Source organism: Blautia sp. OM06-15AC (assembly GCF_003481425.1).
Lineage (GTDB): Bacteria > Bacillota > Clostridia > Lachnospirales > Lachnospiraceae > Fusicatenibacter > Fusicatenibacter saccharivorans.
On sequence record NZ_QULD01000012.1, the window covers coordinates 12,894 to 27,384 of the forward strand.

Genomic DNA, 14,491 nt, shown 5'->3' on the forward strand with positions numbered 1-14,491 from the left:
TTACGTACCTCCTTACAATACTGAAGTGAAATGTGTGTTACAATGTCCAGGTGCTGTCAAACAATCATGGGCACAATCATCTGGATCGCAATACTGAACCTCTACATCAAAAGGTTCTTCCTGCATTCTCATTTCAAGTTCTAACATATTATCCGCCTCCTTTCGCTTATATTTTGGTTTATCAGCACTTTTATGCTGTAAATCATCTTATCTACAGATTTCTGAGGCGTTCTGTAATACTTCCTTTTTCCCAAAAATAAATCCCTGCCTCAGAAGCAATAACAGCTATTATTAAATACAACACTATGACGATGGCTGCCGGAAGTAATGTAAATTGGAAAGTAAAAAGCCAAATAGAAGAACAAATACCCATGACTGCTGTCATACCGATTAGTGTTGCAAGTATAAATCCACCAATTGCAGCATAAAAAACATATCCTACACTCTCCCTTATAATCAGTTCACGCAACTGTTTCTTTGTTGCACCTATACTTCTAAATGTTGCTAATTCTCGGTTTCGCACAATTAGGTTTGTAAAAATAATATTCACAAGATTTACAATTCCAATTACACCTAAAATTCCTCCGATTAAGACACATAAAATTCTAATCAGTGTTTTGTAGTTTTCGATTTCGGAGTGCCTTTGCTCTGTAGTTTCAAATCCTACATCAGCAAATTCTTGTGAAATCTGATTCAACATTCTTCGCACAGCAGGAGCATCTTTCTCATCTGCATCAAAAGAATAATTCACTAAATTACCTTTTCCATACAATTCTTTAAATAAACCTTCTCCTAAATAAAGCCAAGGACCTAAAATAGTATCATCACCAGTTACACTACTACCTGATATTTGCTCTGAATCTATTACCAAAATTTGAGATATTACTTCTACTTTTTTTAATGGTTTTCCGTTCTTATAAATCGTTACTGTTTCCCCAATATCCGGTGAATTTTCTAAATTATCACTGCTATAAGTACCTTTTGTAGTTTTGAAAACGGCAACTAAAATATAATCTCCACTTTTTAATTTTTCTTTAATGGTAACAATATTTTTTTCCCCATCTAAAATCTCCATTTTATCAACAAAATTTTCAGAAACACCGCACACATTACATAATGCTTTTTCGTCTTTTGATAATGTTACCTGTCCATAGTTTGTTATTGCTTCATTCGTAATTACTCCATCAACTTCTACATTGGGCATATATTCTTTTATTTCAACGCCTTCACTGCCCCATTCAAAACTTATGTCAGAATTATCTACTGTATTTTTATATAGTCTAGTAGCATTTCGGACTATAGAATTTTTCTCTACTTGCTCTATAGCTTCTTCATTCAATGCTGCCGAAGATCTAACATATCCAACACTCGGATTTAAAGTATCTTTAGATGCAATTAAATAATCCCTCCGCATTTGTGCATTAATATATTTTTCTTCATCAAAACTATTAGAGATAATCCACAAAGAGTTGACAAATATAATACTTAATATAAGAGAAGTAAACACTAAAATCGTTCTCTTTTTGTTTCTTTGCAAATTACTCTTTGCTATGTTCTTAATGGATCGAATATCCTTTTCTGCAGTTTTTTTCTTTATCTCTGTATATTTTGCTGTTTCAATTGCAGAATACTTTGCCGCTTTTTTGGAAGGTCTTCTCATGCTTAAAAATACTGTAATCAATACAAAGATAATTGTTAAAATAAAAATAGCTGGATGCACTGATTGTACAATGGTAATTTCTTCCTCACTATATTCCCAATTTTTCAGAATAACTGGTAACAAAAGTACACCTAGTCCATATCCCAGAAGCAAACCAACTGGAATACCTATAAGAGATAAAAGAAACATCTGTCTTCTCATTAATTGCTTAATCTGTTTACCTGTCATTCCAATCGTTTTCATTATTCCAAATTGCTGGATATCCTGCATAACACCTATATCAAAAATATTATAAATCAGCAAATATCCACATAAAACAAATAAAGCTGCGAAAAAGAATAGTGAAAGAATAGTTCCCGTATTTCCATCTTCTGAATATAATACATAGTTCACTGCTATGTGAATATATTCTCTTCCATTAGAATCCTCTGTTTGTCCTCCAAGGCTTTTCACATACGCTTTAAGGTTCTGCTCAATATCCTTTGTGTTCTTCATGCAAACGCTTGCATAATACGTTCCTGATACTTCTTTATCATCATCATAAGTATTCTCTGTCACTTCAGGATTATGTTCTAAAAATGCTTCTGATACAATTAAAAAATCGACCTTAGAATTACCCGTATACCAACCTGCCAATCGCATATCAAACTTATATTCCTGATTTCTCAGTGTAAAAGATACCGGAACATGACTTCCTATTTCTTTTTCTATCCCCAGTTCTTCCAATGCTTGCTCCGATAATAGCACTTCTTTCTCATCTTCCGGCATCTTCCCCTCTTCCAATGAAAGGTAATACGCTTCCATACCTGTTTTATCCAGATAGTCTATTTCAATAGGCCTCTTTGTTTCTCCTTCCAGAAATGCAATCGGAATCCTTCCTCCGACACTTTCAAATAAATCTGCGTCTTGAACTTTCTGAAACTGTTCTTTATTTAAATATCGAAGCTCTGCATCTGCTTTTAATCCTGAAAGTCTTAACTGTGTTTCCTGGATGGATTGCATACCGCCAAATCCAATTTCCAATACGGATGTAAATAAAATGGTAGTTAACGTAATCGCCAATACAAGAAGAAGATTTCTCTTCCTATGTACTTTCAAATTTCCCTGAACCATTTCTTTGATTATTTTCTTTTCATTACTCATACGATTTTACCATCTCTCATTCTTATAATCCTTGATGCCGTTTCTGCAATTTCTTTACTATGGGTTATCATGATAATCGTCTGATTGTAACGCTCCCCTGACTCCCTAAGCAGCCTAAGAACCTCTTCGCTTGATTCACTATCCAGGTTTCCTGTCGGCTCGTCTGCTAAGACAATATCCGGCTTCGTGATCATTGCCCTGGCAATGGCAACCCTCTGCTGCTGTCCACCTGATAAGGTGTTTGGTAAATTTTTCAGCTTATTTTTAATACCCAGGATTTCTACAATTTCTTCAAAATATACTTCATCAATTTTACTGTTTCCCAGATAAAGCGGTAACAATATATTACTTTTTACATTAAGTGTTTGAAGCAGGTTATAATTCTGAAATACAAATCCGATATGCTTTCTTCGATACACCGTCAGTTCTTCCGATTTCATTTTTGTTATATCTTTTCCATGTATCAGAACGCTTCCCTCTGTCGGATTATCCAATCCGCCCAGCATATTTAATAATGTTGTCTTGCCGCAGCCTGACGGTCCAACAACAGCTATGAACTCGCCTTCTTCAACAGAAAGATTGACATGATCTAATGCCTTTACACAAATCTCTCCATTACGGTAATACTTTTTTAAATCTGATGTTTTCACCAATTCCATGTTTCTCACCTCTCCTTGTTTTATTTCATCATAATATCTAGTTCTTACCCAATTATTACATTGCAAAAAATTTTCAAAGAAAAGAAGGAGACTCCCTACCTTAGTAAAAAGTTTCCTTCTATATAATTCACTAATTAAATTCCTGTTAATTAAAACATGGTTGTAAAATGATAATTGCAGTGATTTGCTGCATCTTGGCAATCAAGATAGCAATCATCTGGATTACAATACTGTACTTCTACATCAAACAATTCTTCCTGAATTCTTCCTGAATTCTTTTCTCCATTTTTTCCATATAACATTCCTCCGTCCTACCAGATCTCCATAATATGCGCATTGCAATAATTTGGTGCTGTTTGGCAATCATGCCAGCAATCATCTGGATCACAATACTGTACTTCTACATCAAAGTTTTCGTTCTGCATTTTCTTTTCCAGTTCTTTCATTGTCCCGTCCTCCTTTCCTTGATATTTTATGATTTTAAAGTGTGACGTCACCACAAATCATCTTATTTAGTAAATACCTACTTCCTTACCAAATTTGTAAATATACTTGCTTACTGTCTTTATTGCATTTTGAACGGACTGATTTCCGGCTGAGCTATAGGTATCTTTATTCTGTGCCAGTCCAGCCAATGCTTTAGCATCTTTTGCAGCACTATAAAGCATATCTCCTACTGCTGTATTCTCAGCACTACTATAAACATTTGTGCCAAAACTATTCCCTGCTATGGTATATTCTGTACGGTGTTTGTCCACATACTTTTCAAAATCTGAGTGATTACTATTTACTGCTGTCAGATTGGAAGCATGATGTGGCTCATTCAAATCTGATACATAATGTGTTCCCTTTCCTAAGTATTCCATAGCCTTATCTGTATATCCATCTTTATATGCTGCAACTGCACTTTGATAATAGGTTTCTGCTCTGGTTCGTGCTGTAGGATTTTTCTGTCCCATCCAGTTTTTTCCGGTATCTGGATCATAGAAATGTCCTGCAAACGTGCCATAATCTGTTTCATTTCCTAATACGTCCGGCCAATCTGTATATTCGCATATCACAGCAGCCTTTGTGTTTAATATACTGGCACCTTTATCGTTATTTAAAATCTTCAAGGCATTCGATACGATATACTGGTGTGTATGATCTACCCCGCCGCTGCTAAAGCGCTCATCCGGATTTTCTACATGCTCAATGGGTGCGCCTGGTCCGTAAATTTCATCTGAACCATTCGAAATATCAAGAACCTGTTGCGGTAAATCCTGGGATTCCGCTGCCGATACCGTCCATGATGGCGATACAGAAACACCTACCAAAACCATTGCCAAAAGTACCCCTAGTTTTTTACATTTCATATCTAGTACCTCCCATTTTTTCTTATCAGTATATCCGTAGATTCTTACCAAATTATTACAATTAGTGCATTTAAAAAAATATTTTATCTGAAAAAATCATTATTTACTTTTGCATTTTTTACAATTATAATACATCTTGAAAACCGTAAACGCTCTTTATGGTATAGAAAAACTTAGAAATTTAGAACAGAAGGAGTGGGAAACTATGCACCGTATCTTAATTATTGAAGATGATTTCTCCTTAAATAATACCCTGGCTTATAACTTGCGGACAGCGGGCTATACTGTTGACTCTGCATATAATGCAAAAGAAGCCTTTAAATATTTAAAACAGTATCATTACATTCTTCTGATTTTGGATATTAACCTTCCTGACGGAAATGGATTTGAATTATATTCAGAGTTGAAAGAAAAATCAAATGCCAGTATTATCTTTTTAACCGCAAATGATTTAGAAAATGACATAGTGAAAGGATTTGACCTGGGTGCTGATGACTATATTACAAAGCCTTTTTCACCTGTCGTCTTACAAAAGAAAATAGCTGTTTTAACAAAATATATCACAGAAAAACAAAAGGAAACCATATATGAAGACGGTAATCTCTGCATCAATTTCTCGCAAATGACTGCGACACTGGACAAAGTTCCCCTGGAATTATCCCCTTTGGAGTACCGTATTCTGCAATATTTTATTGTGAATAAAAAGCATATTTTAAAGCGGGATCAGCTTCTTGAGCATCTCTGGGATTTCTCCGAAAACTTTGTAGGTGATACTTCCCTAAATACTGCTATTAGCAGACTCCGAAAGAAAATCGAAGCCAGCGGGCATCGTTATATAAAAACAATCTATGGAACTGGATATATGTGGATAGGTGACTGATATGAAAAAAACATTTTCTTTAAAAAAAATATATATTATAGTTTCCCTGCTATTTCTATTGATATTTTCAGGAACCTGTATCATATTGCGTACACTTACATCAGATCCTAAAGTATTTTTACTTTTTACCGTTTTCACTTTCCTTCTGCTTATCTGTGTATTTATTCTCTTTTGTACGATTTTCCACAAGCTCACCTTGTTTACTCGTGAACTTCATAAAACATTGGACAGTATGATTGAAGGAACCTATTTTTCCCCTGATGAAAAGTATGACGAAACTTTACTATCACAGATCAATCATCATTTAGGAAGATTGTACAGTATATTGGAAAACACAAAAAACTCTGTAAATGCCGAAAAGGTACAGCTCCAGCAGCTAATTTCTGATATTTCTCATCAGTTAAAAACCCCCATGACTACGCTGTGCCTGACAGAGTCCGCTATGGAAAAAGCCATTACAAAACCGCAGGAACTAAAGACTTTATTTCACACAAATACCGCACATTTGAACAAGCTGGAATTTTTAATCTCTTCCCTTGTAAAAATATCCCGTTTGGAAACAGGTGTGATAAAACTATCCCCAAGTTATCAAACGATTGGTGACACCATTCTCATGGCTCTGGAAAATATCGTCTTAGCGGCTGATCAGAAGAACATTCAAATAACTTTTAATTATTCAGAAGACTTTAAGGCGTATCATGATCCCAAATGGACTTCCGAAGCGCTGTATAATATCCTGGATAATGCTGTAAAATACACGAATGAAAACGGACATATTTCCATAGAACTTTTTACCCTGGAAAACTATACCAAAATAGCAATCACTGATTCCGGTATCGGCATCAAAGAATCGGAAATCCCAAAACTTTTCCAACGCTTCTACCGTTCTCCTTCTGTCAAAAACTTTCCGGGAGTTGGTGTTGGGCTGCATCTGGCACAAGACATTATCAGCCGACAATATGGTTTTATCCATGTGCTTTCTACTCTTCATGTAGGCAGTACCTTTGAAGTTTGGCTTATCAACTCAGACTCTCCTAAATAAAGAAAAATGCCGCTACAGGTTTAGTATCACCCGTAACGGTATTTTTCTGTCTAATTTATAAATTTAGCAACATAATAATTTATTCTTTCCTTCTGCTCAAAATGCAGATAATGTCCCCCTTTTAACATTACCAATCTGTTTTCCTGATTATCACCTAACACACTTCTATGCAACTTCTCCCATCCTGGAAAAATTTCACAATTGTCTTTTGAAACAAAGTTTAGCACTGGCACTTCTTTCGGAAATTTCATGTTCCGCACTATCTTCAGATTATTTTCTACCTGTTTTAATTCATTCATTACAGTCTTGTTATAAGAAGTATCAAGGGAAAGTATCCGAAAAACTTCTAAGTCTTCCTGTGAATAAGAATAATTCTGGTCTGCATAGATAGCCTTTTCCGGATTTCCAATTGAAAATATCCGGCTAATTCCCAACACATTTTTTGTTTTACTTAAATAGGCCATCAGAAGATTTAATTTTGTTGTATCAAAGGGTTCATTCTCATTTTGCTTTGGTACAGAAGAATCTATCCCTATAAAACCACGAACTTCCTCTGGATAAGTATTAGCATAATACAGAGAATACAATCCGCTAATAGAATGAGCCATCAGATAATATCGGTGAACTCCAATCTCCTCTAAACAGGCATGTAATTCCTCTACGATATTCTCTATGCTTCTCTCTGTATCTGCGGGATCAGACAGTCCATAGCCAAAAGGCTCCACTGTAATCACTTTATATGTCTTTCCTAATTCCTCAGCTAAAGGTCTAAACTCTAATACCGGAGAAGGAGATCCCAGTCCTGGGAGTAACACAATAACGGGGGATTCTTCTGCTTGCAAACCAGCAATTTCCACAGTCATCTTTTTCCCATTGACTTTAACTGCATTGCCATAAGCTGCTTGTACCTTTGGTATTTCTCTCTTTTTACAAAAATAATTCCATGTGCTCCCCATGCAGCATAGAATCAGAATTACAATAGCCAACCACTTTATTATTTTAAATATTTTCCTTCTCATAATTTTAGAAACAAATTTCACCTCCCGTTACTTTCACTGTTTTAGATCCACTATTAGTTACATAGAATCTATAGTATCCACTAGACAGTATTGTAAATGATGTTTTATGGGAAGTTCCTGAACCGCTATACTTTTGGGTTCTACTTCCATTCTGATTGATATACCCCATCTTTACAGAGGAAGATACATTCAAGTTTACCCGAAAAGTAACAGTAGTACCTCCACTCACATAAAACATAGAACCATTGGAGTCATAAAAAGATACCGTTTTCCCACTTTCAATACTAATTTGCTGTAGTCCCATTCTATCCTCTATCTGATCTTTATATAAATCTTCTCTACAAATACTATAAGTTGTTATATTTCTTACATTATCGGCTGCTGAAACTGGCATAGCAACCAGGCAAATAAGCCCTAATATTCCCAAAAATATTCTTGTTTTTTTCATCTTTCACTTTCCCCTTTCTACAGTCAATATTCCTTGCGAAATCGTTACTCTGTCACTAGATACATTTTTTAAATATACACCATATTGTCCTGATTTAGGAATATCCAGGATTATCTTATTTTCTGTTTCTGATATAACCTTCTCATCTATCACCTCTCCATTAAAAATATATCCAATCTCTAATGTTCTTGCTTCACCTCTCTCATCACTATCAGACTGTATGAAATCTAATATAAAAACATCCCCTGTTTTCATATCCCAAGTATCTCCATCAAAATCTGTAAGGACAATCATGGTTCCGTTATCCAAATAACACTCTGGCACTGATCCGTTACGCTCTGTTTTTAATTCCATAATATATTTTGCAATAGGAATTCCATCTTTATATAAATTTTCTGGTAAAATGATGTCCGTTTCCACTTCCATTTGTATAGCTCCGCTGTTTTCCTTTTCATATAAAGCAAGTCCGTTCTGATTTTCTAAAACCACTTCCTCATTATTTTTGATTTCACCTGCAGATTTTAAAACTTCATGTGCCCCAACAGTGATTCCTCCAATTCCCATTGCCGCTGCCAAAACAGCTATATATCTCCTGCGATTTCTTTTGGCTTTGGTGTGACCTATCTCAAGAAAAACAATTTCTTTTATTCGCTTCTCACTTTCAATATTTTTATGTTGCATTTCATTTTCAAATAGCTCACAGGAATTATCAAACATTTCACTTATTTTAAACTTCACTGGCATCATATCCCTCCTCCAGAAGAATCCTTTTCAGAGTTTCTCTTCCTCTCCGCAGACGGGTCTTTACTGTTTGAGGATTCATTTTTAATGTTTCTGCAATCTCTTCTATTTTTTTATACCGATAATAATACATAATAAAAATTTTTCTATCCGTCTCTCTTAATTTCTCCAATGTTCTTCCAATGATCAACTGTTGCTCTTTCTGTAAAATCAAGTGCTCTACATCACCATCAATCAAAAGAATATCATCATTAAGTTCCAGAATTTCTCCACGATAAGCTCTTAACCAATCTTTCGCTTTATTTCTTGCAATCATTCCCAGATACGATTTGACACTGCTGTACTTTTTATAATTAATCCTTTCTGCTGTCAGCCATAGGGAAATAAAAGTATCTGCAACCACCTCCTCTATATCTTCCTTGGTACCTTTTTTATGCAGTAATTCCCAGACGATACATGTGATATAGGAACTATATAAATCAATGATTTTTCCCAATGCCCATTCATCTTTCCTCTTCAGTTTTCTCATTAAAATAATTTCATCCATTGTCCAAATCCCATCTGTCTGTTTTTTATCAATACGGAAAGGATTGGAGTTTGGTTTCGTTCTATTTCAAAATATTGAATAAAAAAAAGAATATCGCTTTTGCAACATTCTTTTTTTATTCTCTATATCACCGATTATAAGTGTCCTACTATTCTTTTATAATATAATTAAATGTCTTTAATTTCATTTACTACGTTTTTCCATCAAAACATAAAAATAAGATTGTAATTTCCCACTTTGGCTACTTTAATTTGTATTTTTTTCAAAAAACAACATAATTTTTACTATGAATTGTTTTTCCTCATTTATGCACTTTAGTGTACCATTATATTTTTCAACTGCATCTTTTACACTCGGAAGTCCCCAACCATGAAATTCTCTATTTTTCTTTGTTGTTGAAGGAAAATGTGCAAATGACTCTTTATTTTCTTCACACGCATTAGAAACCTTTATAAGTAAAAAGTGATTAATCCGGCGTATAGTCAACGAAATATTTCCAGGTATTTTCAATTTTTCAGAAGCTTCAATCGCATTATCCAATAAGTTTGCCAATATTGTGCACATATCATGTGGTTTAATATTGGTATTCTGCGGGAATTCCACATTCACATTACAGGTAATTCCTTTTTCCTTCATTTTTCCCAATTTACTATTAATCACTACGTCAACAACGTCTATTCCTGTCCAAGTAGTTTTCGATAATTGCATTATTGGGCGACTTATTTCTGTAATATAATTCTTTGCCTCCAACGTTTTTTCTTCATCTAAAAGCTGATATAATACATTCAAATGGTTATTTAAATCATGGTATAGCTTTGCATTACCTGTATAAATTTCATTAATAGTTTTATAATTTTCTTCGAGCAGTTCATTTCGCATTTCTGCAAAATCTAATTTCATTTTTTCTTCTTTGCTTTCTATTACAAAATAAACTGTAAAAAAAAGTAATGACCAAAGAGCTATAAATACAAACCACACACCTGCCATTGTATAATTAAATGCCTTAAGTGTTTGATTAACTAAGTATACAAATCCCAAAAATCCCGCACAGGATATAATTAAAATTGTATATACATAGTTCTTCTTCAATGAAAAAGAATATAAATATTTCTTTATCATAAAATACAGCAGTATCCATAAAAACTTTATAACACAAATCATTACTACACGTAAAATTCCTCTTGTAGAAACTAGCGCGGTAAATGTATCATAGCCACCATGAAAATTCGATACAAGAGTAAAAATCAAAAAGTCGAAACAGCTTAAACATAATACATAAAAACTTGCGATTGAAAATAGTTCTATATACTTTCTCCTGTAGATAATTTTAGCGGTAATACTCATATATAATACAAATAATATAATCGTAAAATAAGAAAATATTGATACATGATTGCAAATTTGTATTAATACAGTTCCTATTATTGCTAATTCTCTATCTAATATAAAGTTTTGCTTTCCTCGTTGCTTATATAACAAAATACTATATATTTTATATAATACAAATACTTCAACAGAACTTGCTAAAATTTCAATTCCATTATATACAATATTCATATCTGTTCACTCCAGAAGTCACTTAACTTCGTTTTTATTTGTTCCAGTTTTGCCTGGCTTGCTGGCAAACGAATTCCATTCTTCAGTTCTACAATTCCATCTTTTATTCCCATAATATGGGCTAGATTAACAATATCCCCACGATCAACATATACAAAATCATCAGATCGAAATTCTTTAAACACCTGTGTAAGACTCTTTCTTACCTTGGTCACTGAATTATCTAATAATGTTATTACAGAATTTTTTCCTTCTCTTTGAATATACAAAATCTTATGATAAGGTATTTTTTCTACTCTAGTTGGTGTTTTTATTGCATAAAATTCATCTGTCTGTATCTTTATCATATTGATAGCATCCTTCAACGCCTGTGGTAACCTAGAGCCTATTGAGTTTTTGGGTATATATCTAAAGATTGACAATTCAAATGCATCTACGGCATATTTTAAATGTGATGTAATAAATATGATTAGCACTTCCGGTAAATACCTTTTAACATATGCAGCTAAATTTATACCGTCTATATTAGGCATTTCAATGTCACTAAGGATTAGATCATAATATTTCCCTTCCTGAATATCATATTGTAAATTCTCACTCTGAGTATAAACCGTTATGTCTGCAAATTCGTTACTCTTTTTTAAAAATTCCATTACTTTTTTCTTTAATATTTCTACTGTTTTTTCGTTATCATCACATATAGCAATGTAAATCATGATACGCCTCCTTATGAGCAATCACTTTATTATAGCAGATTCTAGTGATTTGTTAAATCATAAATGTATAAAAAATTCCTCTCCTTAAATCATGGAAAAACATTTCTTTTTCATTTATTACCAATTCATACATGTCTTTTGTTACTGCGCATTTATAATAATAAATCCCTGTTTCATGTTGCTTTACTTTTGTTATAATATCTGCTACTACCTCATCTATTTTCATTTCTTGATGCGGAGATGCTGGCCACTTTTTTATCATAGATCGTACCTGAGTTTTATTCAATTTTACCTTTTTTGCAAAGTAAAATTTTTGGGGGAATTTTAACTCTCTTGTAGTTCCTAACTCTTTTAAAACAAGGTCAAAAACATCTTTCCCTTCTTCATACGGAAATCCCATTTCTAAATAAGCCTGTATATGCAAAATTGAAGTTTCTAAATACTTAATATTTTCTGTGTTTTGATAGTATTGATACAACTGAAAAACAGCATCAATAAATGTATCTTTTACGGACATATCTTTATATTGTACACTTCCTGCTGCTAATTTAATTGCTTCAATATATACTCCATTCTCTCTTATCTGCATTTCTATTCCTCCCTATATACTTCATTTAGCATAAAAGATGCCGGAATATCAACACTCTGGCATCTTTTATTTATATACATGTATTAACTTTACCTTATTTCAGACATTCCGGTAATTTAGGCTGATATGAAAGACAAACAGATGCACAATTTGCTCCCCATATTGCACAAGCTTCTATACACATAGCAAGAAATTTCATAGTCCTATAACTCCTTTCTTTGTATACAATAAAAATTTAGGTTTATCAGTAATCAGCATAAATACTGCTACCAAACAAATACTTAATACCATCATACCCATGATCTCTTTATCTACTACTGATAAAAATAATGCAGCAAAGACATTTATGTTCAAAATATTCCTAGCCATAATCTTACACCGACTTTTTTTATTTTCACCAATAGGCTGATTTTCATTAACCACCGGTGCATGGATAGCAATATAGTAACTACTTAATACTAGCAAAATCAACCATATTTCTAATGGAAGCTTTGTATAAATTATATTGTTAAAAAGTAATAAAAATAAATACGAAATGTTACTAATCAAAAAGCATCTAAAATATGTAACTGCATGATATCCACCCGTAAATACTCTCAATGGTGCAAACACCAATAGGAATATTACACCTAATTTAAATTCGTGTAATAAACCTGACACAATCAATATTGAACTTATTCCAATCATTGTTGACAAAATAATTTCTATGCCATAAGTATAAACAGCTTCTTTTCTCCTTTCCGAGCCATCTGCTATTCTTTTTGCAAGTTTACTGGACACTTTATTTAACACTTTTAATCCCTCCCTATGTCATGAATTATAGCAAAACCTTTTGCTTTTTTCTTATTATGTCCATAAATTCAGGGATTTTTGTCCACGAATTCTTTTTCGTCTTCTCCAGCGCATAACAAAAGGCACTAATCAGTGCCTTTTTCTGTATCATTCTTATATTTTTTTAAATCCTCTACCTTATCTAATCTTTCCCATGGTAAATCTAAATCTAATCTTCCAAAATGTCCATATGCTGACACCTGCTTATATATAGGCTGTCTTAAATCAAGCATTTTTATAATACCAGTAGGACTCAAGTCAAAATTATCTCTTATAATATGAATTAACATATCCTCTGGCAATTCACCTGTTCCAAATGTATTAATTCCTATTGAGATTGGCTTTGCTACACCAATCGCATATGAAAGTTGAATTTCACATTTATGTGCCAAATCTGCCGCTACAATATTTTTAGCAATATAACGAGCTGCATATGCTGCTGACCTATCTACTTTTGTACAATCCTTTCCAGAAAAAGCTCCTCCGCCATGATGAGCATATCCTCCATATGTGTCCACAATAATTTTCCGCCCTGTTAAACCACTATCACCATGCGGTCCACCAATTACAAAACGTCCCGTAGGATTTACGTAAAATTTGGTTTCAGAATCTACCATTCTCTGAGGTAAAACACAATCGAAGACATAATGTTTAATGTCTTTTTGTATCTGTTCCTGAGATATTTCAGGATCGTGCTGTGTAGACAAAACCACCGCTTCTAATCGTACAGGTTTCCCTTGCTCATTATACTCTACTGTAACCTGCGTTTTCCCATCTGGTCTAAGATAAGCAAGAGTTCCATTTTTGCGGACTTTCGCAAGCTGTCTAGCTAATTTATGAGCCAACGAAATAGCATACGGCATAAATTCATCTGTTTCATTCGTTGCATAACCGAACATCATCCCCTGATCACCGGCACCTAACATACTTTTTGCATTTTCGCACTCATTCTGCTCTTTTACTTCTAATGCTTCATTTACCCCCTGTGCAATATCCTTAGACTGCTCATCAATACATGTAATAACTCCACAGGTATCAGCATCAAATCCATATTTTCCCCTTGTGTATCCAATGTTACGAAGGGTTTCTCTAACAATCTGAGGAATATCAATATATGCTTGCGTTGTTATCTCCCCCATAACTAATACTAATCCTGTAGTTATACTGGTTTCGCAGGCAACACGACTCATTGGATCTTTTTCAATCAGTGCATCTAATATCGCATCGGAAATTGCATCACAAATTTTATCTGGATGTCCCTCGGTAACTGATTCTGATGTAAATAATATCTTTTCCATATTTTT

The 14,491-nt window shown here is 33.7% G+C and carries 16 protein-coding genes; 2 read left to right on the top strand and 14 right to left on the bottom strand.

Annotated elements, in window-relative coordinates; genetic code table 11:
• Window positions 1–12: 12 nt before the first annotated feature.
• The 5 genes from DXB83_RS17040 to DXB83_RS13580 form a co-directional block, all read right to left on the bottom strand.
• Entirely contained in the window at window positions 13–147 is a 135-nt protein-coding gene (locus DXB83_RS17040) for a hypothetical protein (RefSeq protein ID WP_264466055.1), read from the bottom strand.
• 64 nt (window positions 148–211) lie between these two features.
• Window positions 212–2,803: an ABC transporter permease gene (locus DXB83_RS13570; protein ID WP_118697759.1), complete on the bottom strand. Its 2,592-nt coding sequence runs from the start codon at window positions 2,801–2,803 to the stop codon at window positions 212–214.
• Window positions 2,800–3,462, bottom strand: a complete 663-nt coding sequence (locus DXB83_RS13575; RefSeq protein ID WP_117982747.1) for an ABC transporter ATP-binding protein — start codon at window positions 3,460–3,462, stop codon at window positions 2,800–2,802. Before DXB83_RS13575 ends, DXB83_RS13570 begins: the two co-directional genes overlap by 4 nt.
• Window positions 3,463–3,773: 311 nt before the next feature.
• Complete coding sequence (locus DXB83_RS17045) at window positions 3,774–3,908, bottom strand: hypothetical protein (RefSeq protein WP_264466054.1); 135 nt, start codon at window positions 3,906–3,908, stop codon at window positions 3,774–3,776.
• 66 nt (window positions 3,909–3,974) lie between these two features.
• Window positions 3,975–4,817, bottom strand: a complete 843-nt coding sequence (locus DXB83_RS13580; RefSeq protein WP_117738822.1) for a zinc dependent phospholipase C family protein — start codon at window positions 4,815–4,817, stop codon at window positions 3,975–3,977.
• Between the two features lie 205 nt (window positions 4,818–5,022).
• On the opposite strand from DXB83_RS13580, the gene DXB83_RS13585 reads away from it, so the two are divergent.
• Window positions 5,023–5,697, top strand: coding sequence for a response regulator transcription factor (locus DXB83_RS13585; RefSeq protein WP_117738823.1), 675 nt, complete (start codon window positions 5,023–5,025; stop codon window positions 5,695–5,697).
• A gap of 1 nt (window position 5,698) precedes the next feature.
• Window positions 5,699–6,739, top strand: coding sequence for a sensor histidine kinase (locus tag DXB83_RS13590; protein ID WP_117738824.1), 1,041 nt, complete (start codon window positions 5,699–5,701; stop codon window positions 6,737–6,739).
• A 50-nt stretch (window positions 6,740–6,789) separates the two neighbouring features.
• Here the strand turns inward: DXB83_RS13590 and DXB83_RS13595 are convergent, their stop codons facing one another.
• From DXB83_RS13595 to metK, 9 genes are all read right to left on the bottom strand, one after another.
• A complete protein-coding gene (locus DXB83_RS13595; protein WP_243108934.1) occupies window positions 6,790–7,779 on the bottom strand; it encodes an alpha/beta hydrolase in 990 nt (329 codons plus the stop codon).
• Window positions 7,763–8,206 (bottom strand): hypothetical protein, encoded by a 444-nt coding sequence (locus DXB83_RS13600; RefSeq protein WP_117738825.1) that lies wholly within the window; start codon window positions 8,204–8,206, stop codon window positions 7,763–7,765. Before DXB83_RS13600 ends, DXB83_RS13595 begins: the two co-directional genes overlap by 17 nt.
• Before the next feature lie 3 nt (window positions 8,207–8,209).
• Window positions 8,210–8,953, bottom strand: a complete 744-nt coding sequence (locus DXB83_RS13605; protein WP_147330229.1) for a hypothetical protein — start codon at window positions 8,951–8,953, stop codon at window positions 8,210–8,212.
• Entirely contained in the window at window positions 8,934–9,494 is a 561-nt protein-coding gene (locus tag DXB83_RS13610) for an RNA polymerase sigma factor (protein ID WP_116441993.1), read from the bottom strand. The genes DXB83_RS13605 and DXB83_RS13610 overlap by 20 nt, the downstream gene beginning before the upstream one ends.
• A 246-nt stretch (window positions 9,495–9,740) precedes the next feature.
• Window positions 9,741–11,051: a sensor histidine kinase gene (locus DXB83_RS13615; protein WP_117738827.1), complete on the bottom strand. Its 1,311-nt coding sequence runs from the start codon at window positions 11,049–11,051 to the stop codon at window positions 9,741–9,743.
• Window positions 11,048–11,767: a LytR/AlgR family response regulator transcription factor gene (locus DXB83_RS13620; protein ID WP_117738828.1), complete on the bottom strand. Its 720-nt coding sequence runs from the start codon at window positions 11,765–11,767 to the stop codon at window positions 11,048–11,050. The genes DXB83_RS13615 and DXB83_RS13620 overlap by 4 nt, the downstream gene beginning before the upstream one ends.
• Window positions 11,768–11,819: 52 nt before the next feature.
• A complete protein-coding gene (locus tag DXB83_RS13625; protein WP_117738829.1) occupies window positions 11,820–12,356 on the bottom strand; it encodes a hypothetical protein in 537 nt (178 codons plus the stop codon).
• A 195-nt stretch (window positions 12,357–12,551) separates the two neighbouring features.
• Window positions 12,552–13,148, bottom strand: a complete 597-nt coding sequence (locus DXB83_RS13630; RefSeq protein WP_055056099.1) for an accessory gene regulator ArgB-like protein — start codon at window positions 13,146–13,148, stop codon at window positions 12,552–12,554.
• Window positions 13,149–13,273: 125 nt separating this feature from the next.
• The gene (gene metK, locus DXB83_RS13635) at window positions 13,274–14,485 is read right to left on the bottom strand and encodes a methionine adenosyltransferase (RefSeq protein WP_055056100.1); all 1,212 of its coding nucleotides are present in this window, start codon (window positions 14,483–14,485) and stop codon (window positions 13,274–13,276) included.
• Window positions 14,486–14,491 lie beyond the last annotated feature (6 nt).